We start from the raw sequence: 22,231 nt of genomic DNA, 5'->3' as shown, positions 1-22,231 counted from the left end.
TCAGACAGCTGCGAGGAGTTCCTCGTGTGCCTCACCATTTGAAGCGACGAGTCCGTCACTGCCGATCGTCCACTGGTCGCCGTGAAGGTCAGTTACGACACCGCCAGCCGATCGGACGAGTTCGACGCCCGCGAGCGTGTCCCACGGTGTCGTCGGTTCGGTCGTGACCGCCGCTTCGAGTTCGCCGCTGGCAACGAACGCCAGCGTCGACTGTAGCGTCCCATACCGGCGACCGTCACCGAATCGCAGGTTGATCGCGCGCGCGAGGTCGCCGAACCGGTCGCTTCGCTCGTTGGACCACGCTGCGACCAGCGCGACGGCAAAGGTTTCTGGATCGGTCCGTTCGCTGACCGCGAGTCGCTGGCCGTTTCGCGTTGCATTCTCCAGTCCTGCGGTGTAGATGTCCTGCACTGCGGGCAGGTACGTCGCTGCTGCGACTGTCTCGCTGTCTACGACCGCCGCGACGCTGTTCGCCCACAGGACGTTCCCTCTCGCAAAGTTGGCGGTTCCGTCAATGGGATCGACCACCCAGCACGGTCCCGTCTCGGGGACCGCTTCGACCATCGGCCCGGTATGCTGGCTGGGCAGCCCGCCCGCGTCCCCTGCCGGTTCGAGTTCTTCTTCGCAGACAAACGGCTCATCCGGGAACTCTTGGGCAACTGTATGGACGATCTGTCGCTGTGTCTCTCGGTCGGAGTCGGTCACGAGATCGTTCTTGCCCGCTTTCGTCTCGATCGTGAGCGGCCCCCTGAACGCGTCCCGTGCGACTGCTCCACCAGCGCGTGCAGCTCGCTCGACTATCGCGGCCCGCTGTCGGGCATCGTTCATACGTGTCGGTGTGGAGACCACTGTGATAGTAGCTCCGTTCGCGGCCCGGACTGAGTCAGCGCACTCTATATACCCATATGTGATTTATGAGTTGCACAGCAACGACGACGCGTTGCAAACGAGATGACGATTTCCGGGTCGTGGCGAAGATTAACGAATAGCGCGGACGTGCTGACCGCATGGCTCTCGAGGCACTCGTCGAACAGTATCGGTCCTTGCTCGTCAGCGTTGGATTGTTCGTCGTCGCGTATCTGGCCGTCTACGCAGCGGGCCGCGTACTCTTCATGCCCCCGGTCGTACGGATCGTTCACCGGCGAAACGAGAACAACCCGACGCTGGAGAACGCAGTCGACCTCTATACACGCGTGTTTTTCGTGGTTCTCGCGTTCCCGGTTGCGGTCACCGCCGCGGGCCTGGGGCGGTACCTCTCGGGCTCGGCTATCGTCGTCGCGGTACCCTGGCGATCGGTGTCGCCGGCCAGGACGTCATCAGCAACCTCGTCAGCGGCGTGTTCCTCATCCTTGATCGCAATTTCAACGTCGGGGACTTCGTGCGCTGGAACGACCGGGGCGGGACCGTGATCGGGATCGGGCTCCGGACGACCAGAGTGCGGACACCGAACAACGAGATCGTGACGATCCCGAACAACGACCTCTCGACAAAGCGGGTTACAGCGGTAGCGAGGCGAAAGCCCATCGGCTTTACAGTAGTTGCTGAATCGCGGACGATAGCGTTTCGCCAGTAGATCGAACACGACTCAAAATTCCGTACACTCGGTGCACGCGGTTCAGAGCCAGTAAGAGACGCAACCGAGTCCGTCCAATTTCCCACTTCAGCAACTACTGTTTAGCCGTGGGATGAAGCCGACATGATATGCCATAAACCACGTGACGTCGCCTTGTTGTAATCCCAACTATTAACTTAATCTATCACATAATATGCTGTGTGAGCGACCGGCCACAACGAACGAATACCTACACTGCTGAAGCAACCAGCGACAGGTATCGGCAGTGTTTGTTCGACTGGCTGGCCGCCCAACCACCCCTCTGGAATCAAATCAACTACCGACGCCGACAAGCGTACTTCAGCGACGATGGTGACGTTTGGGACGCCGACTACACTGACCTCTACGATGAGTATGCCCCACTCATTGGCAAAGCAACCTGCCAGCAGATCACTCGCAAAAACAGCGAGGCGTGGCGCAGTCACTTCCGGTTGCTTGACCAGTACCACAACGACTCCAATCCGGCAGTGACCGAGAAACCGTCACCGCCGGGCTACTGGGGCAATCACAAAGAGGGCTACGAGTTGCACGGTCTCGTCCGCAACGACCTCTACACGTTCGACTGGGACGACGACCGGAGTACACTCGAATTCGGCGTCGGTGACGTACTCGAAGACCGCTACGATTTCGACCACAACGAACGCATCTCCCTCGAAGTCCGAGGCAATCCACAGTGGAACGGTGACGACAGCCGATTAGAACTCAGCTACGACGAACACGTTGACCAGCTTCGTGTCCAGCATCCTGTCCGCATACAACCAGACACACTCAGCGAACAGCGAGAGGATGCCTTCACTCACACACTCGACACCGAGAACACGACGCAGGCAGCCGCCATCGACGTCGGTGCAAACAACACGTTGGCAGTCGTCACTGAAACTGGTGAGACGGCGGTGTATCACGCTCGTCCGGAGTTTGAGCGGTTCCAGAGCTATTCCGAGCGAATCGCGACACTCCAATCGGAACTGCCAGACGACAAATACACGAGCCACCGTATCCAACGCCTGTACGAGGAGCGGTCACGAACGCGGGATCACAGTCGCGATGCGGCAGTAAAACACGCAACAGAATGGCTGTTCGAACGGAACGTTGACATGGTGTACGTTGGTGACTTGACTGATGTGCTGGACACTCATTGGAGTGCTGGCGTGAACGAGAAGACACACAATTTCTGGTCACACCGGCAACTCGTAGATCGGATCACCCTCACACTCGGTGATGTTGGGATTGCTGTTGCGGAAGTGACCGAAGCCGATTCAAGTAGCAAGTGTCCCGAGTGTGAGAGTAGCGATGTGACTCGGGCGAGTGATTCGTTCCGGTGCCACGACTGCGATCTTGAAGCACACAGTGACGTGGCAGGGGCGTGGAACATCTTGCAGTCTGAAGTGGGGCCGATGGCCCGGCCCGCTGCCCTGTCTGCTGAACGCGACAGGGACGCACCTCGTGAGGGGGCGTACTGGCAGTGGAACGAACACGACTGGATACCCGCCGATTTTGGGGAACAGTCGCGTTCACTTGACCAACCCAGCCTCAGCGAACCCGCAAGTTCACAGCCGGGGTAATCGATCTGGTTGGATTACCCACGGAGGAATCCCACGACTTCAGTCGTGTGGAGGAGGTCAAGCATCCGTACGACGGCGTTCGATACCGGGTCGAAGAGCCGATAAGCGTCGCCTACGAAGCGAACCACGACGAGATACGGTCCGTCCTTCAGGCGGTCGCCGACGAGGACGACCGAATTCTCTCGAAGCCCGCCCCGGCGCTCCACGTGGCGCAGCTCGACGACTCGTCCGTCCGGTTGACGATCCGCTACTGGGTAGTCGAGCCTGCGGAGACCGACATCCTCGCCGCACGGACGGACTACGCCGAACGCGTGGTCGCCCGACTCGCCGAGGCCGGTGTGGCAGTCGCTCCCGCGTCCCCGCAGGAACTCTCGGGATCGCTCGCGATCGAACGGCGATCGGCGGACCGTTCTTGACGGCCGGCGAGTGCGATCGCTCCTTGCCAGCGACCGGTCGTATCGTCTGGCCCAAACACAGCCGACAACGAGAAACCGGGTTTCCGGAACCTTTCCCCAGGGGTTCACCCGGAGAGATCACCCTCGAAGCGACTTTCCGGTTTCCGGCCGTACGTAGATAGTGAGCACCACACCCCTGCGAAGAAGAACTGGTTTAGACTCGAATATGGGGCCATATTGGGCACGTCCGAGTCGAAATGGAGAAATAGCCCGTCGACCGCCGGCAAATAGGGATCGAGAGACACAAATAACTACGTTTATTCGCTTTTGTAGGCCCTCACTTCGAGGGTATAACGCGCATCGTCGTCTCTCGGGTCATCATCAATCGCCGTGACGTGTTCAACCTCAACCGATATCCCGTCGCGTTCAATATGCTCACCGACAAACGCCGAGGATATATCGTCCATCCAAACTCTATCGCCGCTGGCGTCGTCAGTCATCAGTCTCACCATCCCGCAACCGTCGAGGCTCCGGCGCTTCCTCAACGAGTTCTTGGATTGCTTTTCCATTCCTTTCGAGAGCTTCCCCAAGCCCCTTCAAATCCCTAAGTGAAGCGTTGCCTCGCCCACCTGCTGCAATCCATCGAAGACCGTCAACCTCATCATCTGCCTCAAGTGCTGCTTTCCGCGCCATTCTGGCTGCATCGGCCAAATCGCTGTACTCGTTCATCTTGTCGATGTTGTCAGTGTGTGGTGCCATATACACTCCTAGATCTCCTATTTGTCATAGCCAGTCGACTTTTGCGCGCTCGCGCCGCTGGGCCTCGGGCGTGTGCGTCCCGCGATAGTGGTCGAGGAACGTCTCAAGGTCCGACCAGCCGCCCCAGTCAAGCACAACCATCGCGTCGACGTCGGCGCTGCGGAGTTGTGTGGCCCAGGTCCGCCGAAGGTCGTGCATCCCGACGTACTGCCAGCCAGCGTCGCCGGTCTGCTCGCGAAGCGTTGCGGTCGTCTGGTCCATCCAGCGCCGAAGGGTCCGCGTTGAGACGTCGATCAGCGCCTCGTCGCCGGGCGCGTCGCCGAACTCGCTCGCGGCGCGGATCTGACTCGCGAGGTCGGTCGGGATCGGCGTCTCGCGATACTCGCCGGTCTTCGCGGACTCCCAAATCCGCAGCATCGTCCCGGCGTCGGTGTCGGCGACGTCGTCGGGCGCGACGCGCACGATCTCGTCAGTCCGCAGCCCACACCGGACGCCGATCGCCATCGCGAGCTGGGGCTTCCCCTCCTCGGCAGTTTCGAGCAACCGCTGAGTTTCGTCTTCGGACAGCCATACTTTCTTACCGTCTTGTTCGGGGTAGTCGTCGAGATTCACACTTCCGGGTAACGTGCTAACCGGCCATAAAGGTCCCAAATACGGGAGTGATCGGGCCGATTCGAGGGGGGTCCCCGGCGTGACCGAGCCGGATCTGTCCGCGTCTCCCCACAGAACCGGACAGGGGTCAGGAAACGATGACGTCGATGTCGGTAAGTTCGTGGATCGGAGACTTGTCGAAATCGTTGCTGTTGTGAGTGACGAACGTCGCGCCGGCCTCGTGGGCGGTCGCGAGGTTGAGCATGTCGATGGGGTCGAGCGTCACACCCTGGGTTTGCAGCCGTTCACCGAGATAGGCCGCTTCGAGGGCGACGTCATCAGAAAAATCAAGGATTCGGTCGATATCCCTGTTCAGCGTCCGCTGCGATTGGAGCATCTGGGTCCGACTGGCCTGTGACTTGTAGAATTCCCAGGCAACGAGTGCCGGGATCGTCCACTCTTGATTGCTGTACTGCTTGAGATGTGAGACGACGGTCGGGTCTGGATCTTGACCGCCGATCTTGACGAGGACGTCGTTGTCGAGAACGATCATTCGACTCGCTTCTCCAGCGATTCGTTCAGTTCCTTATGGGCTTCGTTCATCTTCTCTTCGAGATCGCCGTCGTCGAATTCGCTGAGGAAACCTGCCATCTCTTCAACGTCCTTCTCTTGGCGGCTGAGGCGGTCCAGCAGGTCGTTGAATGATTCGTCTTCACGTTTCAGGTCTCGAAGTCGGTCTTTGACGTCGTCGGATACTCGGATCGTACTCATGTGTATACGTTGTGTACGGTATGGAATAGATGTTTCGCCGACTCACTCGAACAGGTCGACGTCGTCGATCGGCTGCCAGTCGCTCGCGTCGAGACTCACGCCGACCCCTCCCGTTCGTTACATCCGACGTCTAGCGACGGCGAGAGGTCCTTATCCTCGAATCTGACGCTCGCGGATTTTACTGTCTGAGAATAGTCTATTTGGTTGCTACTACTATCTGATCGAGTCTCAGTGGCCTTATCCTCAGAGAGGGGGGATACATTGATGTAGCAGGGGACTCACGGCGTGCACATGTCGGAGCAAAGAGACGAGTCGCGTGTTACGGTCAAGACGTACGTACCAGCGTATCAGAAAGACGAGTGGCGAGACCACGCCGACGAACTCGACATGAGCCAGAGCGAGTTCGTCCGGACGATGGTTCAGGCCGGGCGGCGCGGGTTTCTGGAGGGGGAAACAGACGACGAACAGTCCCCGGACAGTTCAGCGACGACAGACACGACCGACGGTGGCGACCTGGAAGAGCGCGTCGAATCCGTACTGACGACGGGCGAATACTACAGCTGGGACGAGCTTCTGGCGGCGATCACTGACAGTATCGAAGACCGGCTCGAGGCGACGCTGGCCGATCTCCAGGATCGAAACGTCGTCCGCTACAGCGGTCGTAACGGTGGATACACGCTCGTCGACTCATGAGCAGACCCGACGACCCGCAGGACGATCCGATCGCGTACTTCCTGCAAGACATCTCGTATCAGGGGAAGAGCGAACGCACGCGCGCCGCCTACGAGCGCGTGCTCCGTGATTTCGAGGGGTTTCTGGCAGACGGCGATGACTCGGTACAGACACTCGGAGAGGTATCACATCGGGACTGCATGGCTTACGTCCACAGCCTGCGTGGAACCGTCGCCGAGAGCACCGTTGCGACCTACGCCTCGTATCTCCATCGGTTCTACGGGTACATGACGCAGGTCGGGGCCTTCGAATCGAACCCCATGGCGCTCGTCGTCGAAGAGATCGACGAGTCGATCGACACGGACCCACAGCGACGGGAGATTTCGGTCCCGGAGATGCGCTCGTTCGTCGATCGCCTCGCCCACCCGCTTGATCGGGCGATCATTGTTACGCTACTAAAAACCGGAATCCGGGCCGGCGAACTCTGTAATCTCGATCAGCGTGATCTCAATCTCGTCGACGACCCTCGAGACGGTGTAACCGTCCGCCCGCAGTTAGAGGGGCGGTCAAACTCGCTGTACGTGTCGGCAACGCCGTCGCGTGGAACACAGACCAACGGCGAGCACCGTCGCGCCTCGAACAAGCGCCAGCGTGACACTGTCGTTCCGGTCGACCCCGAACTGGGTGAGGTCCTGATTCGGTGGCTCGCCGTCCGACCTGACCCGGTCTCCGAGGCGAAACCGCTCTTTACCGGTACGAGCGACAACTGGGGCCGGCGGGTCACGACCGACATGGTCCATCACCTCGTCGAAGCCCATGCCCGTGACGTCGGCTGGTATCACGACGGCGCTGGCGCGGCGAACAACGTGACGCCCCACTACTTCCGGCACTTCTTCACGACGCACCTGCGCGATCGGACTGGCGATCGGGGCATCGTCAAGTACCTCCGTGGCGACGTCGCTCAGGACATCATCGACACGTACACCCACGACTGGGGGTCGCGGGTCCGTGAGGTGTACGAGCGGCACATCTATCAGCTGCTCTGACATTAATTATCGGACTAATTAGGATTACCGTAGCCGGCCGGTAGAATTCTCACTCCGGCCGAGTGGAGGGACTGCCTGTCGGTTTACCGCACTACTTCGAGGCACGTGGTCGTAATTCTACTAGTTCGTGTCGCGCAGGTTGTTCGTCCCGGAACTAATAAACTATATTTCGATATAGGAAATTACCGGCGTCGACGAGCATCTGCTGTCTACTCTTTCAGAGCGGTACGCCTTTGACCTCCTCCACACGGCTGAAGCCGTGGGATTCCTCCGTGGGTAATCCAGCCAGTTGATTACCCCGGCTGTGAACTTGCGGGTTTGCTGATGCACCTTCGGCCCTCGAACAAGGGTGTGGCGTGTTGAGTATCCGCTCGGTGTTGCCCTCCCGTGGCAGGAGTGGCACTCACGGGCGTCCAGCACCGTGAGCAGCGGGCCGGGCCATCGGCCCCACTCCCCGTTGCAGCCACAAGTGGGGAGTACTGTAGTGACATGCCAACCGCTGCTGGTTGGACTGCGTAGGTGTGTGAGTATAGGAGTTGAGACGCACTCGTGGCCGTCTTGAGCGTGAGCGCGTTCCCCGCAGCAGCATGTCGCATGTCTATTGCGTTTATAGCCTCTCCAATAAAATAACCGTTAGGATTACGGGCTGGCTAGATTGCATGGTTTGCGGCATATCATGTCGGCTTCATCCCACGGCTAAAGCCGGTGGGCTTTCGCCTCGCTTCCGCTGTAATATCGCCTCTTCCAGACTGTGTCGCCGGGTTCGAAATCGCTGCGTCCTCGAGAAGTTCGTCTCACCCGGTGCGGCCGGTCTCGTCGCGCTGCGGTCTAGTCGTGTTCGGATGCGTGCCCGTCGTCGCCGTGCGCGTGACCCGCGGTCTTGCTCACGTATGCCTCGTTATCGTGGGCGTGCGCGTGGCCGCGTTCGTCAAGGAACGCGGCGAGGTCCTCGATCCCCTCGCCGTGCTCGGCGTCGGTGCGGAAGACGTCCATGCCGGGGACGATGTCCCTGACGTCCGACTCCATCAGATCCAGGTCCGAGCCGACCGCGTCGGCGATGTCGGTCTTGTTGATGACAGTCGCGTCACAGGCCTGGAAGAGTAGCGGGTGTTTGCGCACCACGTCGTCGCCCTCGGTCGTCGAGACGACCAGAACACGGGCCTGCGCGCCCAGCGGGAAGTCCGCCGGACAGACCATGTTCCCGACGTTCTCGATATAGAGCGTATCGAGCGCGTCGAGATCCAGTTCCGAGAGGCCGCGCTCGACGAACTCCGGATCCAGATGACACTCCTTTCCGGTGTTGACGTTGGCGACCTCGGCTCCGCGTTCGCGGAACCGCGTCGCGTCGTCCTCGCCGGCGACGTCGCCGACGATGACGCCGATTCGCTCGTCTTCGGGCGCGCGCTCGATCAGTCGCTCGATCAGGCGGGTCTTGCCCGCGCCGGTCGCGCCCAGAAACTCCGCGACGAATATTCCGTGCTCGTGGACGACCCGCTCGTGGAGGTCGTCGGCCTGTTGGGCGAACTGTTCGAGGATGTCGGCCTCGGCGTCGTCGCCGTCGTGATCGTGATCGCCGTGTCCGAACCGGTGGGCTCGCGCCGGGCCGGTCGGGAGGTTTCGGCCGGCGTCGAGCAGTCGATCGACGATGCGTCCGATACCGTGCTGTAGTGGGTCGTCGTGAACGTAATTGTATGTCATGCGGTCTCACCCGATTCGCGCTCGTCGGCCGATTCCTCGGTGTCCGACACCTCGTCGCTGACAGTCAGGCTCATCAGGCGACAGCTGTCGCCGCCGGCGAGGTCGATCCGCTCGCCACAGGACGGACAGGTCAGGTCCGGCGCGTACACCAGCGCGTTCTCCGCGACCGCTGGTTCGCCGCGCCAGCCACACGCACACTCGGCGTAGGGTGCGGCCGTCTCGATTTCGACCGTCGCCTGGGCTGCGATCGTATCGGTCTTGGCTGCGTCCATGCAGGTTTCTAGTTGACGGGGGTTGACGTGGCTGGCCTCGCCGACCTCGATTTCCAGACGCGTGACGTAGCTGGCCCCTTCCTCCTCGGCGTGTTCGCGAGCGGTGTCGAGGATCTGTGCGGCGATCGAGAACTCGTGCATGTCAGCAGATCCTCGGCAGTTGTTCGCCCTCGGGTTCGGTCAGATAGCGGTTCCCGAATCCAGTATCGAGGATGACCCTGCCGACGTGATCGTCGACCGCCTCGCCGACGATCGCGGCGTCCGCACCCTGCGGGTGGTTCCGGATCGCTTCGAGGACCGCGTCGGCGTCCTCGCTCGCGACGCCCAGCACGACCTTGCCCTCGTTGGCGACGTTCAGTGGTTCGATGCCGAGCACCTCTCCGGCCGAGGCGACCGCCCCCGAGACGGGGATCGAACGCTCGTCGATCTCGAGCCCGACGCCGCCCTTGCTCGCCATTTCGTTGAGCGAGGTCGCGAGCCCGCCGCGGGTTGGGTCTTTCATCGCGGTAATCTTGCCGGCGTCCATCGCGGCCGCCACGAGGTCGTTGACCGGCGCGACGTCGCTCTGCAGGTCGCCCTCGAAGTCGAACCCCTCGCGTTCCGAGAGCAGCGAGATGCCGTGATCGCCGACCGTTCCGGTGACGATCAATTTGTCGCCCGGCGAGAGCCCGGCGTCCGGGACGTGTCCGCCCTGCTGGACGATCCCGACGCCCGTCGTGTTGATCGCGAGCGTGTCGATCTCGCCGCTGCCCATCACCTTCGTGTCGCCGGTCGTGATCGGCGCGCCCGCCTCCTCGCTGGTCTCGCGCATCGACTCCATGACGCGCTCGACGGTGTCGACGGGCGTTCCCGACTCGACGATCAGCGAGCAGGTCAGCGCGGTCGGTTCGGTCGCGCCCATCATCGCCAGGTCGTTGACCGTCCCGGCGACTGCGAGCCGGCCGATGTCGCCGCCCCGGAAGAAAAGCGGCGTGACGACGTGGCTGTCCGTGGTCACGACCACCGAGCCGCCGCCGTTGGCCAGTCGGTGGACCGAGCCGTCGTCGAGCGCCGCCAGCGGGACGTCAGTCTCGGCGTCGTCGCTCTCGAAGCGCGAGACGGCCAGTTCCTCGATTAGTTCCCGCATCTGCCCGCTGCCCGCGCCGTGGGCCTCCGTGATGACCTCCTGTTCGTCACTCATGATTCAGATATCCGGCTGGCCGCCGTATTCGAGCCAGATCTTGCACGGTCCTTCGCTCGAGACCATACAGGCTCCGACGGGGTCCTGTGGCGTACACTCTTCGCCGAACAGGGCACAGTCGTCGGGATCGGCCTTGCCGGCCATGATCTCCCCGCAGAGACACTCCTCGGTCAGCGGGTTGGAGCTGGTGGTATCGACGTCGATGTCGAACCGTCCACGGGCGTCGTACTGGCTGTACTCCTCGCGTAAGACGAGGTTCGCTTCGGGGATCTGTGCGATCCCGCGCCACTCGCCGGTCGTCGTCTCGAAGACGTCCCACATCGTCTCCTTGGCGGGGACGTTCCCTTCCTCGGAGACACACCGCTGGTAGGCGTTGGCCAGTCCGGGTTCGTCGTCGCGGATGAACTCGAGCAGTTTCGCCAGTCCGAACAGGATGTCGATCGGCTCGAACCCGCCGACGACGGTCGGCACCTCGTAGTCCTCGACGAACTCCTCGAAGAGGCCGTAGCCGGTGATTGTCGCGGCGTGGCCCGCCGCGAGGAAGCCGTCAACGTCCGTGTCCGGCAGTTCGGCGACGACCTCCATCGCCGGCGGGACGTACTTGTGTGCGGAGAGAATCGAGAAGTTCTCCGGCGGAGCGGCGGTCAGGACCGCTGCAGTTGGGGCCGCGGTCGTCTCGAAGCCGGTCGCGAAAAAGACGACCTCCTCGTCTTCTTCTTCGGCGATCTCGGCGGCCTCACTGGCCGAGTAGACGACGCGCACGTCCGCTCCGTCGGCCTTGGCGTCGTCGAGACTCTTCTCGGTGCCCGGCACGCGGAGCATGTCCCCGTAGGTCGCGACGATTTTGCCCTCCTCGGCGAGCGCGACCGCCTCGTCGACCTCGGGCATGTCGGTCACACAGACGGGACAGCCTGGGCCCATCCGAATCGTCAGCCCGTCGGGCAGGAGACTCCGCAGGCCGTACTTCGCGATGGCCTGCTCGTGGCTCCCGCAGACGTGCATGATCGTCACGCGCTCGCCGATGTCGTCCATCAGCGCCTCGAGACGATCCGTCAACTGTTCGGCCTTCTCGGGGTCGCGGAATTGCAGGTCCGGTTCGCCGCTCTCGACGGCCATCTAATCACCCCCGATGCCGAGCTGCTCGTCGGGTTCGCCGCCGATCTCTTCGAGCGCTTCGTCCTCGTCGCCCTCGAGGAACGACTCGTAGATCTCGATGGTCTCCTCCACCTCTTCGTCGGGGATCTTCCGGATCGCGAACCCCGCGTGGTTGAGGATGTAATCGCCGACCTCGACGTCCTCGTCGACGATGTCTATCCGCACTGTCTTCTCGACGTCCCAGAACTCCGCGGTGGCTTCTGCGCCGTCGATCTCCGTGATCTGACCCGGTATGCCTAGACACATTGGTATCGCCTCGTGTTGGTCGTCCCACGTCCGCGATGCCACCCATCCCGGTCGTGGGGGTTCCTGCCAGGAGGTAGGGGTCGGCCAGGCTTTTATACTCCCCCGATTATCACGGGCTGGAAATCGTCACGGTCGTCTCTGTGATAGTGACCGCTGTACGTCCCTTCCGCATCGATCGCACGACTGCGTCCTCGCGAATGAACTGATACCGGTGGCGATACGTTCATAAGATATCTGATGCAACCGCGTGCCAGATCAGTTCGAAATGGTATCGCCACCAGTATCATACTGCCGGCTGTAAGTTCGTAAAGATATTCGCCACCCCGGGGTGGCGAATTCCTTCAGTTTGTTACAGCCGGCAGTATCAGCAGGCACTTACCGACGCCAACCGGAACGGGAGGTATGCGAATCGCAGAGCGCCAGGCCGTCGAGGGCGGGGGCGAGCGGATCACCGTCGTCCCCGAGAGTCTCGACGATCTGTGGCACCTCTCGTATATCATCGACCCGGGCGATCAGGTCGCCGGAGACACTACCCGGCGAATCCAGCGCAACGACGAGGAACTCCGGGACACCGGCGGCGAGCGCGAACACCTCTGGGTCAAACTGGATGTCGAAGACGTTGAGTTCGCCAAGTTCGCTAACCGACTGCGCGTCTCCGGGGTCATCGCCGACTGTTCACGGGAGGACCAGCTCGGCCTTCACCACACGATCAACGTCGAGGAACACACCGAACTCGACGTCGAGAAGGTCTGGAACACCGATCAGCTCGACCGCCTCGAGGCGGCCGCGGAGGCCGCGGACAACCCCGACGTCGCAGTCGCCACCGTCGAGGAGGGGCAAGCGTACGTCCACACGATCGCCCAGTATGGAACCGAAGAGCGCGCAACCATTGCCGGTCCGACCGGAAAAGGCGAGTACGCCCGCTCGCGCTCGGAACTGTTCGAGGAGCTGACTGCCGTACTGAGTCGCCTCGATGTCGACGCGATCGTCCTCGCGGGCCCAGGGTTCACCAAGCAGGACGCGCTGGACCACATCGAGGAAAACGCGCCCGAACTGGCCGAGTCGATCACGACCGTCGATACCAGCGCAGTTGGGGATCGCGGCGTCCACGAGGTCCTCAAGCGCGGCGCGGTCGAAGACATTCAGCAGGAGACCCGGATCGCGGCGGAGGCCGAGCTCATCGACGAACTGACCGAGCGGATCGCGACCGACGAGCCGGTCGCCTACGGCCCGGACGAGGTCGCTGAAGCAGCCGACTACGGCGCGATCGAACACCTGCTCGTGCTCGACGAACACCTCCGGGCCGAACGATCCGGCGAGAGCCAGTGGGATCTCGACGCCGATCGGATCATCGAGACGACCGAACAGAAAGGCGGGGACGTGACGATCTTTTCCAGCGAGTTCGATCCGGGCCAGCAACTCTCGAACCTCGGCGGGATCGCCGCGCTGCTCAGATATCGGATCTCCTGACATCACCGGGGGGCGTTTGCCTCGCTACCGGCAATCGGTGTGACCGAAACGATTTTGTCGTCATACGTCGATATCGGAACAATTGGATCGATCTCCGGACAGATGTCATTCGAAGAACAGCCGGAATTCGCCCGGCAGGTCGCCGACCTGAACAACTACGGGCAGGCACTCAACAGTTGTGAAACGGTCGAAGAGGTCGTCTCGCTGACCATCGAGGCAGTCTCGTTGCTGTTTGACTTCGAGTCGACGACGTTCGTCGAAGTCCGGGAGGGCGAACCCGCGATCAAAGAGAGCACACATCCGGGCTACAGTGCTGGGGATGAACCGGGCGCAATCGCGCGAGCGGCCGTCGAGTCCGGCGAGACGACGATCGAAACCGGCCAGGTGGCCAGTGTCCGCGACGGTTCGGAAGTCGGAGCGGCGCTGGCCGTGCCGGCTGCGATCGTCGAGGACGTGGTGGTCGTGCTCGTCGTCAGGACGACCAGTGACGAAAACGTCGGCGACCGCTACGCCACGCCGCTGGAGATGCTCGCGTCACATGCCGCGACCGCGATCAGCAACATCCGGTCGCGCCAGCAACTCGAACGGGCGCGCACCGACCTCGCCAAGCGCAAGGAAATGATCGAGCTTTATGACCGGTTGTTGCGTCACGACCTCGGCAACGACCTGCAAGTCATCACTGGATTCGCTGATATACTCGCCGAGGAACTCGACGGGGAACACGAGCAATATGCGGAGAAAATCGACCGTGCAGCCCGGAGTTCCAACGACCTCATCCAGCGTGTCGGGGACCTCGTTTCCACGCTCGAAGCCGAAGCGGAACCCCAGCCTCGCGACCTCGATGCCGTGCTTGAAAGCGTCGTCGAAACTGTCCGGTCACAATACGAATCGCTGACCGTCGAGTTCGACCCGACAGCGTTCGAATATCGGATCTACGGCGGCGACCTGCTGGATTCGGTCTTCCAGAACGTGCTGTCGAACGCGGCTGTCCACAACGAGAGCGCGGTCACGGTTTCGATGTCCGTCGAAGCGACGCCGTCGAACGTGACCGTGGTGGTCGCAGACGACGGCAGTGGCATCCCCGAAGAAGTTCGTGACGACCTGTTCAAGATGGGCGAGAAGGGGCCCGACAGCAGTGGGACGGGACTCGGGCTGGGATTCGTCCGCGCGCTGACTGAATCGTACGGCGGGTCGGTCGACGTGGCCGACAGCGAAAGCGGCGGTGCGGAGTTCAGACTCTCGTTACAGCGCGTCTAGTCGAGGCTGACTGTCGTTCCCTCGGCGGCGAACTGAACCTCGCCGTCGTAGTACTCGCCGATCGTCTCGAGCATCGCTTCGTGGTTGCCGTCCGTGTGCGGGTAGAGATGCGTCAGGTAGACGCGTCCGAATTCGGCCCCGGCGTCTCGCAGTGCGCGCCCCAGTTTCGTCGGCGTTGCGTGAGTGTCCGTCTCGACGCTGTCGGGAAACGAGCAGTCGTGGACGAGCACGTCGGCTCCGTCGGCGAACGCGAGCAGGTCGCGCGAGGCCGCGCTGTCGCCGCTGAAGACGAACGTGGCGTCGCTTTCGGGATGGGTGAGCCGGTACGCGAAACACTGCATCGAGTGGCGGGTCTCGAGCGTGCGACCGTCGAACCCGGCAAGCGAGAACGGCTCGCCCGTCAAGTCCCGGACCGCAAGCTCGATTCGCCCGTCGAGATACTCGTAGACATCGAGCAGTCCGTCCACGAGTGCCGACGTGCCGGGCGGACCGGCGACGGCGAGCGAGTCCTCCCCGGCGAGCCATCGAGCCTTCAGCAGGGCCAGCAGGTCGGAGACGTGATCGAGGTGGTGGTGGGTCAACAGCACCGTATCGACGTCCTCGTACCCCGCTTCGGTCCGCTGGAGCGCGTGCAGGACGCCGCTACCACAGTCGACCAATAGCCGATCGGACCCCGCCTCCAGTAGCAGTCCCGTCTGGAACCGATTGTCGGCCGGCATCGCGCTCCCCGTCCCGAGAAATGTCACGTCCATAGCCAGTCTGTCGTGCCGGCAGCGAAAAGACGTGACGATCGTCCTGCTCAGCGACGGCGTGACGGCCGCCGCCCTGCACTGCATTTCTTGTGATGTGTTACCGAACGGTTCCTCAAAGCTTAACAGGTAACCAGCCGATGGTATAGACGGTGATACACCGATGAGCGAACATTCAGAGCCCGACCTGCCCCCGCTTCCGTACGACTACGACGCGCTGGAGCCGCACATCTCCGAGCAGGTGCTGACCTGGCACCACGACACCCATCATCAGGGATACGTCAACGGCCTCGAAAGCGCCGAGAAGACGCTCGCGGAGAACCGCGAAGCCGGCGAGTTCGGCACGTCGGCGGGTGCGATCCGCAACGTCACCCACAACGGTAGCGGTCACTACCTGCACACGCTGTTCTGGGAGAACATGGATCCCAACGGCGGTGGCGAGCCCGACGGTGCGTTGCGCGAGCGCATCGAGGAGGACTTCGGCTCCTACGAGGGCTGGAAAGGCGAGTTCGAAGCCGCTGCGGGCGCGGCCGGTGGCTGGGCGCTGCTGGTGTACGACCCCGTCGCCAAGCAACTGCGTAACCTCGTCGTCGACAAGCACGACCAGGGCGCGCTGTGGGGTTCCCACCCGATCCTGGCGCTTGACGTCTGGGAACACTCTTACTACTACGATTACGGCCCGGACCGCGGCAGCTTCATCGACGCCTTCTTCGAGGTCGTCGACTGGGACAACGTCGCCGAACAGTACGAGAAAGTCGTCAGCCGAATCGAGTAAGTCGGTGCAACTTCCTTCGTTTTTCGCACGTCCGAGTGGCGACATTGACTTACCGTTCGGGAGCATTACCGGATGAACACCGATCGATCGGTTGCGTCGGCGACGCGGTTCGATGGGTTTAAGAATTCCCCTCGGGTATGACCGAGTGCACCGCGGGCTCGTAGATCAGCGGTAGATCACTCCCTTGGCATGGGAGAGGCCCCGGGTTCAAATCCCGGCGAGTCCATTCGACCCACTCCGTTCGTCTCATTCCCTCGCCGACTTCCCGCTCGCTTCGTTCGCAGGATTTGAACCCCTGGAAGTCGCAGCCCCGGAACGGCCGAGCGCAGTGAGGCCGTACACCCGGAACGTCTTCCGCTGGTTCCTGCGAGTGTAAGCGGACTGGTCTCAATGCGAGCGGAGATCACTAATCGTAGTTGCTCTACGTCTGTTCCGGGTTGACCACGCAATCGCGCGGTCACACCGGCAAACCGGTACAACGGTCACTATCAAGTCAGCCCGGCCACAAGACGAGTACCGTGAACGAACTCGTCGACACGTATCTCGACGCCTACGAACAGACGCAGGGAGTGCTCCCGGAACGCCTCGAAGAGATCGGTGCTGCCTACCGCGAACAGGGTCATCTCACCCGCGACCAGCTGCACGAACTGGCCTACGAGAACTCGACCAGAAGCGCCTATCACGTCGAGTCGAACCCACCCGAACGGTGCCGCGAAGTCACGGCGAACGTCCTCGCCGTCGACGGCGACTTCTCGAAGATCCAGCTGTTGACCGGGCTCAGCGGCTTTAAAGCTCCAACGGCCTCAGCGGTGCTGACGGCCCTCGATCCCGACCGCCACGCCGTCGTCGACACGCGCGTCTGGGCGAGTCTCGACCGCCTCGGCTACCTTGACGGCCGCAGAGAATCGTTCGACGCTGCCGACTACGTGACGATGCTCGAACCGATCCGGGAGATCGCCACAGAGACTGACCATGCCGTCGCCGAGGTCGGCTACGCTCTGTTCGCCTACGACGACGACGTTCGCGAGGGGACGCTCCATTGATGATGGTTGCTGTACGTCTGTTCCGGGTTGACCGCACGCAGTCGATGCGGTCACACTGATAGATCGTTACAGCAACCACTATGGGACTTCCTCGTCAGGCCGACCGGCGTCCCGTCAGGCCAACCGGAGCCCGAGTTCGCGCGCGCGTACGCTGTCACATTCCCGGAACTCCTCTGACCGCACTCGCCGGCCGATCTCCTCGTATCGCGAGTCCGTCCGTACCCGGTAACGTGGCCGGTACTGGTCCATCAGGTTAACGTACGTCTCCCGCCTGATCTCATCTGCGAGAAACGTCAGCATGCCCTTCGTGTTCTCGCCTGACGCGCGCCAGGTTCTCGCCACGAATGGATTCCCGCGGCTGGGCCTTGCCGACAACGAAGGTGGTAATATTGCCGGAAGTGGAATCTTGAATACCGCCATACGGCAACGGGGCCGAAATATATCGTTACAAATCCGGGTGTGAAATCTCGATTACCCGATTCGTAAACCGGCAATAGCGGCTCTGTAACAGTTTATTTCGGCGCGAAGCGACGAAAGTGGGGTCGGAGGGTGTTCGATTCCGGACGTTTCGCCGTTCTGAAATACTGGATACGGATCATGCTGAATCCTCCAAATCGGTCGGGTGCAGGTGGTTACGAATGTCGATCTCGGCTGTTTCGGACCGTCGCCGCTCGAGCTCGTCGTCGTAATCAGGATCGTCGTAGTACCGCCGGATCACCGACGGCGTCGCAGCGGCCCGCTCGGCGACCGTCTCGGCCGAAAAGCCGAGGTTCCGCTGCCACGTGATCGATCCCCGGCGGATCGGATGGGGAGATCGCGTCGACGGGCACTGGCTGGCCTGGTCGCGCGGGACGAACGCACAGTTCGGCCGGCGCTTCCCGTGCGGACACTCCCGGGCCATACAGGGCTGGGTCGCCTCGTACATCCACGACCGGATCGTTCCGATCGTCGGGCGACCGGTCTGGGACGTGAACAGCGGCTCGCGCCCGTGCTCGTCGCGGACGTCGATCCGCTCGCGAGCAACGTACAGATCCAGCACGGCCTGCGGTTCCTCGGACAGCGTGACGTTCCGCTCGTGTGTACGGCCACGTTTCAGACGAGTGTCGGTTTCAGGCCGGTTCCGGAACAGCAAGTCGCCGTTTTCGGCGTCGTAGTCGCCGAGATCCAGAGCCCGCAGGCCGGACATTCGACAGCCGACGTGCCACAGGACTTCGAGGATCGCGTGTCGGCGGGTTCCCCGGTATTCAGCGCTCTCTCGGTAGAACGCCAACAGCGTGCGCGCGTCCTCAGGCGCGAGTTGCTGGTCCGACGTCTCTTCCTCGTCGTCGAGTCGAAGCGTCTCGATTGCCGTATGCAGGCCATGCTCGACGAGACCCTGAGACGCGAGGTACTTCAGCCAGGTCCGGGCACTCTTCTGTCGGCTCGCGACTGTCGCTTTCGCGTAGTCCTGCTCGAGCAACCAGTCAGTGTATGCCCCGACGTCCCAACGCGAAAGGTCATCAAGCGTCTCAAGCTCGCGCTCGGCGGTGTACTCGACGAACAGTTCCAGATTCCGGCGATAGGTTCGCTCGGTACCTCCGTTCCAGTCTGGCCGTTTCCGGCGGATGAACAGATCGACGGCCTCGGCGATCTCGAGATCCGGGACGTCTTGCTTGACGGTCATACGTCGATCCTCCATCCACAGCGCTCGCACTGCTGATACTGCTCGGTGCGCTCGTACGTTTCCGACAGTCGGTACTCATCACTATCCCACTCGTCGTACTCCCACGCCGCGATCATGACTTCGCCGGTGGCGACTTCCTCGTAGTAAATCGAGCCTCCACAGACGGGACATGTCGTATCCTGGGGTTCACGCTCGATGACGCGACTCCCGCGTTCGTCGAGCTCGCGGGCGCGCTGGTGATCGGCCGGCGGGACAGGTGGCGTCGGTTTCTTATCGCTCATATGCCGGCACCCCCAGCGCTTCGAGAGCGTCCTCGAGCATCTCCCGATCGGCACCGTTCGCGGCGTGTACAACCTGTCGGACGAGACGATTGTGGTTGTCCGCGTGCGGCCAGGGGACGCCACGGACCTCAATCCAAAGATCGTACATCGCCTGCTCGCCGAGTTCGAGCTCAACGCGCTCGCCCTCGGCACTGAACGCGAGCACCCATCGATCACCGTGGCCAGGCTTCGGACCGTAACTGACAGCTGGCCGGTCATCGTCGACGAAATACGAGTTAGTCGTCATGCCGATCCCCTCCGGTCGAGATCCTGATCGTACGGCCCGACCTCGTCGAGCAGTCGCACCTCGTGGCGTTCGATCAAGTGACCGCTCTTGCGGTCTCGGAGTTCGTGGAACACCCCATCAACACCGTCCATCCGCGCGCACTGCTGACACCAGAAGTGGTGATTCGTCGGTTCCCAACTCCGGTGACCGCGCGGGCAGACAAAGCGCCAGCGGTCGCTCCGGCTCTCGATTTCGACAGTTACCTTCGACATAGCCGAACGGGACTGACGGGCGGGGGTATAAAAACGGAAACCCACACGCGGACGGTGAAAGTGAAAGTGACCGGTTCGCGGCCCCGTCCCCGTCAAATCGGCGACTCGGCGGGTGAAAGTAAAACCGTCTCGCGGGCGATACGTGCGGTCGCGGCCACCTGTGTTAAGGCGGCGGGCGGACGTCGTGATCATGTGTCATCACGCGACACCGGCCGGCGGTCAGGCGCTGGCCGACGGACTCCTTCTTCGGACCGGCTCGCCGAGGGTGTCGCTGCTATCAGGACTGTTGGATCCACCTCACTTAAAATCAACGTACGTTGTTTTACAGATGCACGAATGTATACTGAATTGCCACGGATCGGTGCATCTATTGAACCGGCACGAAATCAAGTGGTATGCGCCGTCCGAGGGTTTCATGGATGACTCAAGCAGATGACCGTCTACTTGAAACCCTCGAAGATAGCGATCTAACGCTTTCTCCGCGGATATTAGCAGAGAACACAGATTACTCCCGCCACTATGTGGCTCGTCGACTTTCGGATCTGGTAGAAGCGGACTTAGTTGAGAAAGTCGACGACGGCCTGTACCGGATCGCCGACAAGGGACGCGCGTATCTCGCGGGCGATCTCGATGCTGACGAGCTCGAAGAGTAATCGAGCGATAGATATTTTATCACAGACAAATAAATCCCGATGGGCCTGGAATGGCCCTATCCCGCACGCTGTCGAAAGACAGTTTGTTGATCACTTGTGGTGTGCACGCCAGCGCATCACCTTTTCACGCGGCTGATTTCACGACTGAGAATAGTGGCTTCCAGATTCTCACGGATAGTGACTGAGAGAGTCGGGCACGAACAAGTCACTTTCAGATCTGGAAACGGTTCTTTCTCGTTCCGAAAACACCCTGGAAACGTCAGACGGTCCATAGATTTTATACCCCCTGGAGGTAATTGATCGGTTACGCACGCAGCAAGCGTGCGGGAAATACAATGAAACTGAAAGAACTCTTCACCGACGACGACGCGGTGAGTCCGGTGATCGGCGTGATCCTCATGGTTGCGATCACGGTGATCCTCGCGGCGGTCATCGCGTCGTTCGTGCTCGGACTGGGAGATACGACTACAACGACACCGACGGCGACGCTCGACTTCGAAGACAATGGAACTGCCGTCACAATCTACCACGAGAGTGGGGATACGCTTGAAAACGATTCTCTGAGCATCAAATCGGGCGACCTCACAAATAAAACACTTTCGGACAATGCACCGTTCACGTCAGGTGCTATGATCGGTGTTGTAAACCACACTGCTGCTGACCTCGACTCGGGCGACGAGATTCGCGTCGTCTGGGAGTCTGACGGTGGAGACTCCTCAAGCACAGTCGGCACCTACGAGATCCCGTAACGAACGCCCTTCTCACCCACCCCGCGTGCGGGTGAGTTCATTCGCGCTCGACGGTGAGCTCAACGTCGAACTCGGTCACGCGCGTCGAGAACTCCTCGGCGATCTCCCGGCGCTGCTGCAACGTCAGGTCCTCACGCTCAAGGACGGTCTCGGCTGCGCGCACGATCTCGACGACGTCTTCACACGCCTGGGCTGCGGCGTCGCTCTTGTTACAGTCGTAGAAATCGGCAGCCTTCTCGATCGCGTCTTCTCGATACCGGGCTTTGTCGAACCGTATCCGCAAACTGTCGGCCATACTCGTGAACACGAGACGCACATCCTAGGATTTTCCGGTCACTGAAACACCCACGATTTATAAACCTCGCTACGACCACCGCCACGATCATGCCGACCACCCCACCCGACCAGCGCTCGCGAGCGCGAATATGAACACGGGTTCCCTCGCGCTCGTGTTCATATCGAGGATCGCCGAGATCTCGACGCGCAACCCCGTGTGGTCGTGCCGAAAACCGGGTCGCAGTGAGTTCTCCCCACCTGTCTTTTACCGGATGCTGAAAGACGGACGCCCGTATGTCAACACAACCTAGACATACGGGAGTTGGACAGTGCGAACGATGCGGCACGCTGGCCTCGCTGCACAGCGTGTTCGGCGAATCGGTCTGCAAGACGTGCGCGCGCCGTGTGTGGGAGGGATCGAAGTGACGGATCTCGCGCTCGACGGCGAAGATCTCCTCGTGCTCCCGGTCTTCATGCTCGGATCGCTCGGCCAGCTGGGATTCCTCTCGGTCTCGCTCGCCGGGATCTCGCTCTCGACCGTGCTGTACTCATTCAGCGCGGACGGCTACACCTCCCAGATCTCGATCGGGCTGATGCTGTCCGTGCTCGCGATCGGTTACGTCCTGTGGACGAACGATCTCGGCTGGCGCGGCTGGTCGGCCATGCAGATCTGGCTCGTGATCGTCGTCGTGTGGCTCGTCGTCTCGCCTCCGTTCGTTCCCCTCATGAAGACGTTACTGATGGGATCGACGTGGGGCGGATTCGTCGCGTTCGTGCTTCAAACAGTCGGATTCTCGACTCTGAGTTACCTCGGGTGAT

General features: G+C 61.6%; 31 protein-coding genes and 1 tRNA gene. 14 read left to right on the top strand and 18 right to left on the bottom strand.

Features of this window, described 5'->3' with window-relative positions:
* A complete protein-coding gene (locus tag HSR122_RS07270) occupies positions 1–828 on the bottom strand; it encodes an inositol monophosphatase family protein (RefSeq protein WP_229112123.1) in 828 nt (275 codons plus the stop codon).
* 179 nt (positions 829–1,007) lie between these two features.
* On the opposite strand from HSR122_RS07270, the gene HSR122_RS07265 reads away from it, so the two are divergent.
* The 4 genes from HSR122_RS07265 (at position 1,008) to HSR122_RS07255 (ending at position 3,590) form a co-directional block, all read left to right on the top strand.
* Positions 1,008–1,409 (top strand): hypothetical protein, encoded by a 402-nt coding sequence (locus HSR122_RS07265; RefSeq protein ID WP_229112122.1) that lies wholly within the window; start codon positions 1,008–1,010, stop codon positions 1,407–1,409.
* Positions 1,337–1,573, top strand: coding sequence for a mechanosensitive ion channel domain-containing protein (locus tag HSR122_RS15025; RefSeq protein WP_394355546.1), 237 nt, complete (start codon positions 1,337–1,339; stop codon positions 1,571–1,573). Before HSR122_RS07265 ends, HSR122_RS15025 begins: the two co-directional genes overlap by 73 nt.
* A 200-nt stretch (positions 1,574–1,773) precedes the next feature.
* Positions 1,774–3,174, top strand: coding sequence for a transposase (locus HSR122_RS07260; protein ID WP_229112121.1), 1,401 nt, complete (start codon positions 1,774–1,776; stop codon positions 3,172–3,174).
* Between the two features lie 47 nt (positions 3,175–3,221).
* The gene (locus HSR122_RS07255) at positions 3,222–3,590 is read left to right on the top strand and encodes a mechanosensitive ion channel family protein (protein WP_229112120.1); all 369 of its coding nucleotides are present in this window, start codon (positions 3,222–3,224) and stop codon (positions 3,588–3,590) included.
* Positions 3,591–3,886: 296 nt separating this feature from the next.
* Here HSR122_RS07255 and HSR122_RS07250 read toward each other — a convergent pair whose 3' ends face one another.
* The 5 genes from HSR122_RS07250 to HSR122_RS07230 form a co-directional block, all read right to left on the bottom strand.
* The gene (locus tag HSR122_RS07250; protein ID WP_229112119.1) at positions 3,887–4,069 is read right to left on the bottom strand and encodes a hypothetical protein; all 183 of its coding nucleotides are present in this window, start codon (positions 4,067–4,069) and stop codon (positions 3,887–3,889) included.
* Positions 4,062–4,328, bottom strand: coding sequence for a hypothetical protein (locus HSR122_RS07245; protein WP_229112118.1), 267 nt, complete (start codon positions 4,326–4,328; stop codon positions 4,062–4,064). The genes HSR122_RS07250 and HSR122_RS07245 overlap by 8 nt, the downstream gene beginning before the upstream one ends.
* A 24-nt stretch (positions 4,329–4,352) precedes the next feature.
* Positions 4,353–4,940, bottom strand: coding sequence for a tyrosine-type recombinase/integrase (locus tag HSR122_RS07240; protein WP_229112117.1), 588 nt, complete (start codon positions 4,938–4,940; stop codon positions 4,353–4,355).
* A 127-nt stretch (positions 4,941–5,067) separates the two neighbouring features.
* Positions 5,068–5,472 carry a type II toxin-antitoxin system VapC family toxin gene (locus HSR122_RS07235; RefSeq protein WP_229112116.1) on the bottom strand — a complete coding sequence of 135 codons (405 nt, stop codon included), beginning with the start codon at positions 5,470–5,472 and terminating at the stop codon, positions 5,068–5,070.
* Positions 5,469–5,690, bottom strand: a complete 222-nt coding sequence (locus HSR122_RS07230) for an antitoxin VapB family protein (RefSeq protein ID WP_229112115.1) — start codon at positions 5,688–5,690, stop codon at positions 5,469–5,471. Before HSR122_RS07230 ends, HSR122_RS07235 begins: the two co-directional genes overlap by 4 nt.
* A 291-nt stretch (positions 5,691–5,981) precedes the next feature.
* On the opposite strand from HSR122_RS07230, the gene HSR122_RS07225 reads away from it, so the two are divergent.
* Together HSR122_RS07225 and HSR122_RS07220 are read left to right on the top strand one after the other, a co-directional pair.
* A complete protein-coding gene (locus HSR122_RS07225; RefSeq protein WP_229112114.1) occupies positions 5,982–6,383 on the top strand; it encodes a DUF5805 domain-containing protein in 402 nt (133 codons plus the stop codon).
* A complete protein-coding gene (locus tag HSR122_RS07220; RefSeq protein ID WP_229112113.1) occupies positions 6,380–7,408 on the top strand; it encodes a tyrosine-type recombinase/integrase in 1,029 nt (342 codons plus the stop codon). Before HSR122_RS07225 ends, HSR122_RS07220 begins: the two co-directional genes overlap by 4 nt.
* Before the next feature lie 828 nt (positions 7,409–8,236).
* Here the strand turns inward: HSR122_RS07220 and hypB are convergent.
* Genes hypB through HSR122_RS07195 form a run of 5 tightly spaced genes read right to left on the bottom strand, consistent with a single transcriptional unit; the run spans position 8,237 to position 11,959 of the window.
* The gene (gene hypB / locus HSR122_RS07215) at positions 8,237–9,106 is read right to left on the bottom strand and encodes a hydrogenase nickel incorporation protein HypB (RefSeq protein ID WP_229112112.1); all 870 of its coding nucleotides are present in this window, start codon (positions 9,104–9,106) and stop codon (positions 8,237–8,239) included.
* Positions 9,103–9,519, bottom strand: a complete 417-nt coding sequence (locus tag HSR122_RS07210; RefSeq protein WP_229112111.1) for a hydrogenase maturation nickel metallochaperone HypA/HybF — start codon at positions 9,517–9,519, stop codon at positions 9,103–9,105. Before HSR122_RS07210 ends, hypB begins: the two co-directional genes overlap by 4 nt.
* Position 9,520: 1 nt before the next feature.
* Positions 9,521–10,558: a hydrogenase expression/formation protein HypE gene (gene hypE / locus HSR122_RS07205; protein WP_229112110.1), complete on the bottom strand. Its 1,038-nt coding sequence runs from the start codon at positions 10,556–10,558 to the stop codon at positions 9,521–9,523.
* A 3-nt stretch (positions 10,559–10,561) separates the two neighbouring features.
* A complete protein-coding gene (gene hypD / locus HSR122_RS07200; RefSeq protein WP_229112109.1) occupies positions 10,562–11,674 on the bottom strand; it encodes a hydrogenase formation protein HypD in 1,113 nt (370 codons plus the stop codon).
* The gene (locus tag HSR122_RS07195; protein WP_229112108.1) at positions 11,675–11,959 is read right to left on the bottom strand and encodes a HypC/HybG/HupF family hydrogenase formation chaperone; all 285 of its coding nucleotides are present in this window, start codon (positions 11,957–11,959) and stop codon (positions 11,675–11,677) included.
* A 402-nt stretch (positions 11,960–12,361) separates the two neighbouring features.
* Between HSR122_RS07195 and HSR122_RS07190 the strand changes: the two genes are divergently transcribed.
* Together HSR122_RS07190 and HSR122_RS07185 are read left to right on the top strand one after the other, a co-directional pair.
* Complete coding sequence (locus HSR122_RS07190) at positions 12,362–13,429, top strand: mRNA surveillance protein pelota (RefSeq protein ID WP_229112107.1); 1,068 nt, start codon at positions 12,362–12,364, stop codon at positions 13,427–13,429.
* 102 nt (positions 13,430–13,531) lie between these two features.
* Complete coding sequence (locus HSR122_RS07185; RefSeq protein ID WP_229112106.1) at positions 13,532–14,686, top strand: GAF domain-containing sensor histidine kinase; 1,155 nt, start codon at positions 13,532–13,534, stop codon at positions 14,684–14,686.
* Here the strand turns inward: HSR122_RS07185 and HSR122_RS07180 are convergent.
* Positions 14,683–15,438 (bottom strand): MBL fold metallo-hydrolase, encoded by a 756-nt coding sequence (locus tag HSR122_RS07180; RefSeq protein WP_229112105.1) that lies wholly within the window; start codon positions 15,436–15,438, stop codon positions 14,683–14,685. The two genes, HSR122_RS07185 and HSR122_RS07180, sit on opposite strands and share 4 nt — an antisense overlap.
* 160 nt (positions 15,439–15,598) lie before the next feature.
* Between HSR122_RS07180 and sod the strand changes: the two genes are divergently transcribed.
* The 3 genes from sod to HSR122_RS07165 all read left to right on the top strand — a co-directional run bounded on the left by sod (position 15,599) and on the right by HSR122_RS07165 (position 17,253).
* Positions 15,599–16,210, top strand: a complete 612-nt coding sequence (sod, locus tag HSR122_RS07175; protein ID WP_229112104.1) for a superoxide dismutase — start codon at positions 15,599–15,601, stop codon at positions 16,208–16,210.
* Between the two features lie 154 nt (positions 16,211–16,364).
* Positions 16,365–16,436, top strand: a tRNA-Ala gene (locus HSR122_RS07170).
* Positions 16,437–16,728: 292 nt separating this feature from the next.
* Positions 16,729–17,253 (top strand): hypothetical protein, encoded by a 525-nt coding sequence (locus HSR122_RS07165; RefSeq protein WP_229112103.1) that lies wholly within the window; start codon positions 16,729–16,731, stop codon positions 17,251–17,253.
* Positions 17,254–17,367: 114 nt separating this feature from the next.
* Here the strand turns inward: HSR122_RS07165 and HSR122_RS07160 are convergent, their stop codons facing one another.
* The 5 genes from HSR122_RS07160 to HSR122_RS07140 form a co-directional block, all read right to left on the bottom strand.
* Positions 17,368–17,595 (bottom strand): hypothetical protein, encoded by a 228-nt coding sequence (locus HSR122_RS07160; RefSeq protein WP_229112102.1) that lies wholly within the window; start codon positions 17,593–17,595, stop codon positions 17,368–17,370.
* A 253-nt stretch (positions 17,596–17,848) separates the two neighbouring features.
* The gene (locus HSR122_RS07155) at positions 17,849–18,916 is read right to left on the bottom strand and encodes a tyrosine-type recombinase/integrase (RefSeq protein ID WP_229112101.1); all 1,068 of its coding nucleotides are present in this window, start codon (positions 18,914–18,916) and stop codon (positions 17,849–17,851) included.
* Positions 18,913–19,197, bottom strand: coding sequence for a hypothetical protein (locus tag HSR122_RS07150; protein WP_229112100.1), 285 nt, complete (start codon positions 19,195–19,197; stop codon positions 18,913–18,915). Before HSR122_RS07150 ends, HSR122_RS07155 begins: the two co-directional genes overlap by 4 nt.
* Positions 19,187–19,483, bottom strand: coding sequence for a hypothetical protein (locus HSR122_RS07145; protein WP_229112099.1), 297 nt, complete (start codon positions 19,481–19,483; stop codon positions 19,187–19,189). Before HSR122_RS07145 ends, HSR122_RS07150 begins: the two co-directional genes overlap by 11 nt.
* Positions 19,480–19,734 carry a hypothetical protein gene (locus HSR122_RS07140; RefSeq protein WP_229112098.1) on the bottom strand — a complete coding sequence of 85 codons (255 nt, stop codon included), beginning with the start codon at positions 19,732–19,734 and terminating at the stop codon, positions 19,480–19,482. Before HSR122_RS07140 ends, HSR122_RS07145 begins: the two co-directional genes overlap by 4 nt.
* 419 nt (positions 19,735–20,153) lie before the next feature.
* Here HSR122_RS07140 and HSR122_RS07135 point away from each other — a divergent pair, with 419 nt between their 5' ends.
* Together HSR122_RS07135 and HSR122_RS07130 are read left to right on the top strand one after the other, a co-directional pair.
* Positions 20,154–20,387 (top strand): MarR family transcriptional regulator, encoded by a 234-nt coding sequence (locus HSR122_RS07135; protein WP_229112097.1) that lies wholly within the window; start codon positions 20,154–20,156, stop codon positions 20,385–20,387.
* Between the two features lie 335 nt (positions 20,388–20,722).
* The gene (locus tag HSR122_RS07130; RefSeq protein WP_229112096.1) at positions 20,723–21,136 is read left to right on the top strand and encodes a type IV pilin; all 414 of its coding nucleotides are present in this window, start codon (positions 20,723–20,725) and stop codon (positions 21,134–21,136) included.
* Positions 21,137–21,173: 37 nt separating this feature from the next.
* Here the strand turns inward: HSR122_RS07130 and HSR122_RS07125 are convergent, their stop codons facing one another.
* Entirely contained in the window at positions 21,174–21,419 is a 246-nt protein-coding gene (locus HSR122_RS07125) for a DUF7692 domain-containing protein (protein ID WP_394355558.1), read from the bottom strand.
* A 415-nt stretch (positions 21,420–21,834) separates the two neighbouring features.
* Between HSR122_RS07125 and HSR122_RS07120 the strand changes: the two genes are divergently transcribed.
* Entirely contained in the window at positions 21,835–22,230 is a 396-nt protein-coding gene (locus HSR122_RS07120; protein ID WP_229112094.1) for a hypothetical protein, read from the top strand.
* Position 22,231: the final 1 nt, after the last annotated feature.

Source organism: Halapricum desulfuricans (assembly GCF_017094525.1).
GTDB lineage: Archaea > Halobacteriota > Halobacteria > Halobacteriales > Haloarculaceae > Halapricum > Halapricum desulfuricans.
The sequence above is the reverse complement of the archived record's forward strand: the minus strand, read 5'-3'. Positions and strand labels throughout refer to the sequence as shown.

Bases quoted from the DNA above. Each gene is read 5' to 3' on its own strand.
- HSR122_RS07270 (WP_229112123.1), bottom strand. From the start codon at position 828: ATGAACGATGCCCGACAGCGGGCCGCGATAGTCGAGCGAGCTGCACGC.
- HSR122_RS07265 (WP_229112122.1), top strand. From the start codon at position 1,008: ATGGCTCTCGAGGCACTCGTCGAACAGTATCGGTCCTTGCTCGTCAGC.
- HSR122_RS07250 (WP_229112119.1), bottom strand. From the start codon at position 4,069: ATGACTGACGACGCCAGCGGCGATAGAGTTTGGATGGACGATATATCC.
- HSR122_RS07245 (WP_229112118.1), bottom strand. From the start codon at position 4,328: ATGGCACCACACACTGACAACATCGACAAGATGAACGAGTACAGCGAT.
- HSR122_RS07235 (WP_229112116.1), bottom strand. From the start codon at position 5,472: ATGATCGTTCTCGACAACGACGTCCTCGTCAAGATCGGCGGTCAAGAT.
- HSR122_RS07230 (WP_229112115.1), bottom strand. From the start codon at position 5,690: ATGAGTACGATCCGAGTATCCGACGACGTCAAAGACCGACTTCGAGAC.
- HSR122_RS07225 (WP_229112114.1), top strand. From the start codon at position 5,982: ATGTCGGAGCAAAGAGACGAGTCGCGTGTTACGGTCAAGACGTACGTA.
- HSR122_RS07220 (WP_229112113.1), top strand. From the start codon at position 6,380: ATGAGCAGACCCGACGACCCGCAGGACGATCCGATCGCGTACTTCCTG.
- hypB (WP_229112112.1), bottom strand. From the start codon at position 9,106: ATGACATACAATTACGTTCACGACGACCCACTACAGCACGGTATCGGA.
- HSR122_RS07210 (WP_229112111.1), bottom strand. From the start codon at position 9,519: ATGCACGAGTTCTCGATCGCCGCACAGATCCTCGACACCGCTCGCGAA.
- hypE (WP_229112110.1), bottom strand. From the start codon at position 10,558: ATGAGTGACGAACAGGAGGTCATCACGGAGGCCCACGGCGCGGGCAGC.
- hypD (WP_229112109.1), bottom strand. From the start codon at position 11,674: ATGGCCGTCGAGAGCGGCGAACCGGACCTGCAATTCCGCGACCCCGAG.
- HSR122_RS07195 (WP_229112108.1), bottom strand. From the start codon at position 11,959: ATGTGTCTAGGCATACCGGGTCAGATCACGGAGATCGACGGCGCAGAA.
- HSR122_RS07190 (WP_229112107.1), top strand. From the start codon at position 12,362: ATGCGAATCGCAGAGCGCCAGGCCGTCGAGGGCGGGGGCGAGCGGATC.
- HSR122_RS07185 (WP_229112106.1), top strand. From the start codon at position 13,532: ATGTCATTCGAAGAACAGCCGGAATTCGCCCGGCAGGTCGCCGACCTG.
- HSR122_RS07180 (WP_229112105.1), bottom strand. From the start codon at position 15,438: ATGGACGTGACATTTCTCGGGACGGGGAGCGCGATGCCGGCCGACAAT.
- sod (WP_229112104.1), top strand. From the start codon at position 15,599: ATGAGCGAACATTCAGAGCCCGACCTGCCCCCGCTTCCGTACGACTAC.
- HSR122_RS07155 (WP_229112101.1), bottom strand. From the start codon at position 18,916: ATGACCGTCAAGCAAGACGTCCCGGATCTCGAGATCGCCGAGGCCGTC.
- HSR122_RS07150 (WP_229112100.1), bottom strand. From the start codon at position 19,197: ATGAGCGATAAGAAACCGACGCCACCTGTCCCGCCGGCCGATCACCAG.
- HSR122_RS07145 (WP_229112099.1), bottom strand. From the start codon at position 19,483: ATGACGACTAACTCGTATTTCGTCGACGATGACCGGCCAGCTGTCAGT.
- HSR122_RS07140 (WP_229112098.1), bottom strand. From the start codon at position 19,734: ATGTCGAAGGTAACTGTCGAAATCGAGAGCCGGAGCGACCGCTGGCGC.
- HSR122_RS07135 (WP_229112097.1), top strand. From the start codon at position 20,154: ATGACTCAAGCAGATGACCGTCTACTTGAAACCCTCGAAGATAGCGAT.
- HSR122_RS07130 (WP_229112096.1), top strand. From the start codon at position 20,723: ATGAAACTGAAAGAACTCTTCACCGACGACGACGCGGTGAGTCCGGTG.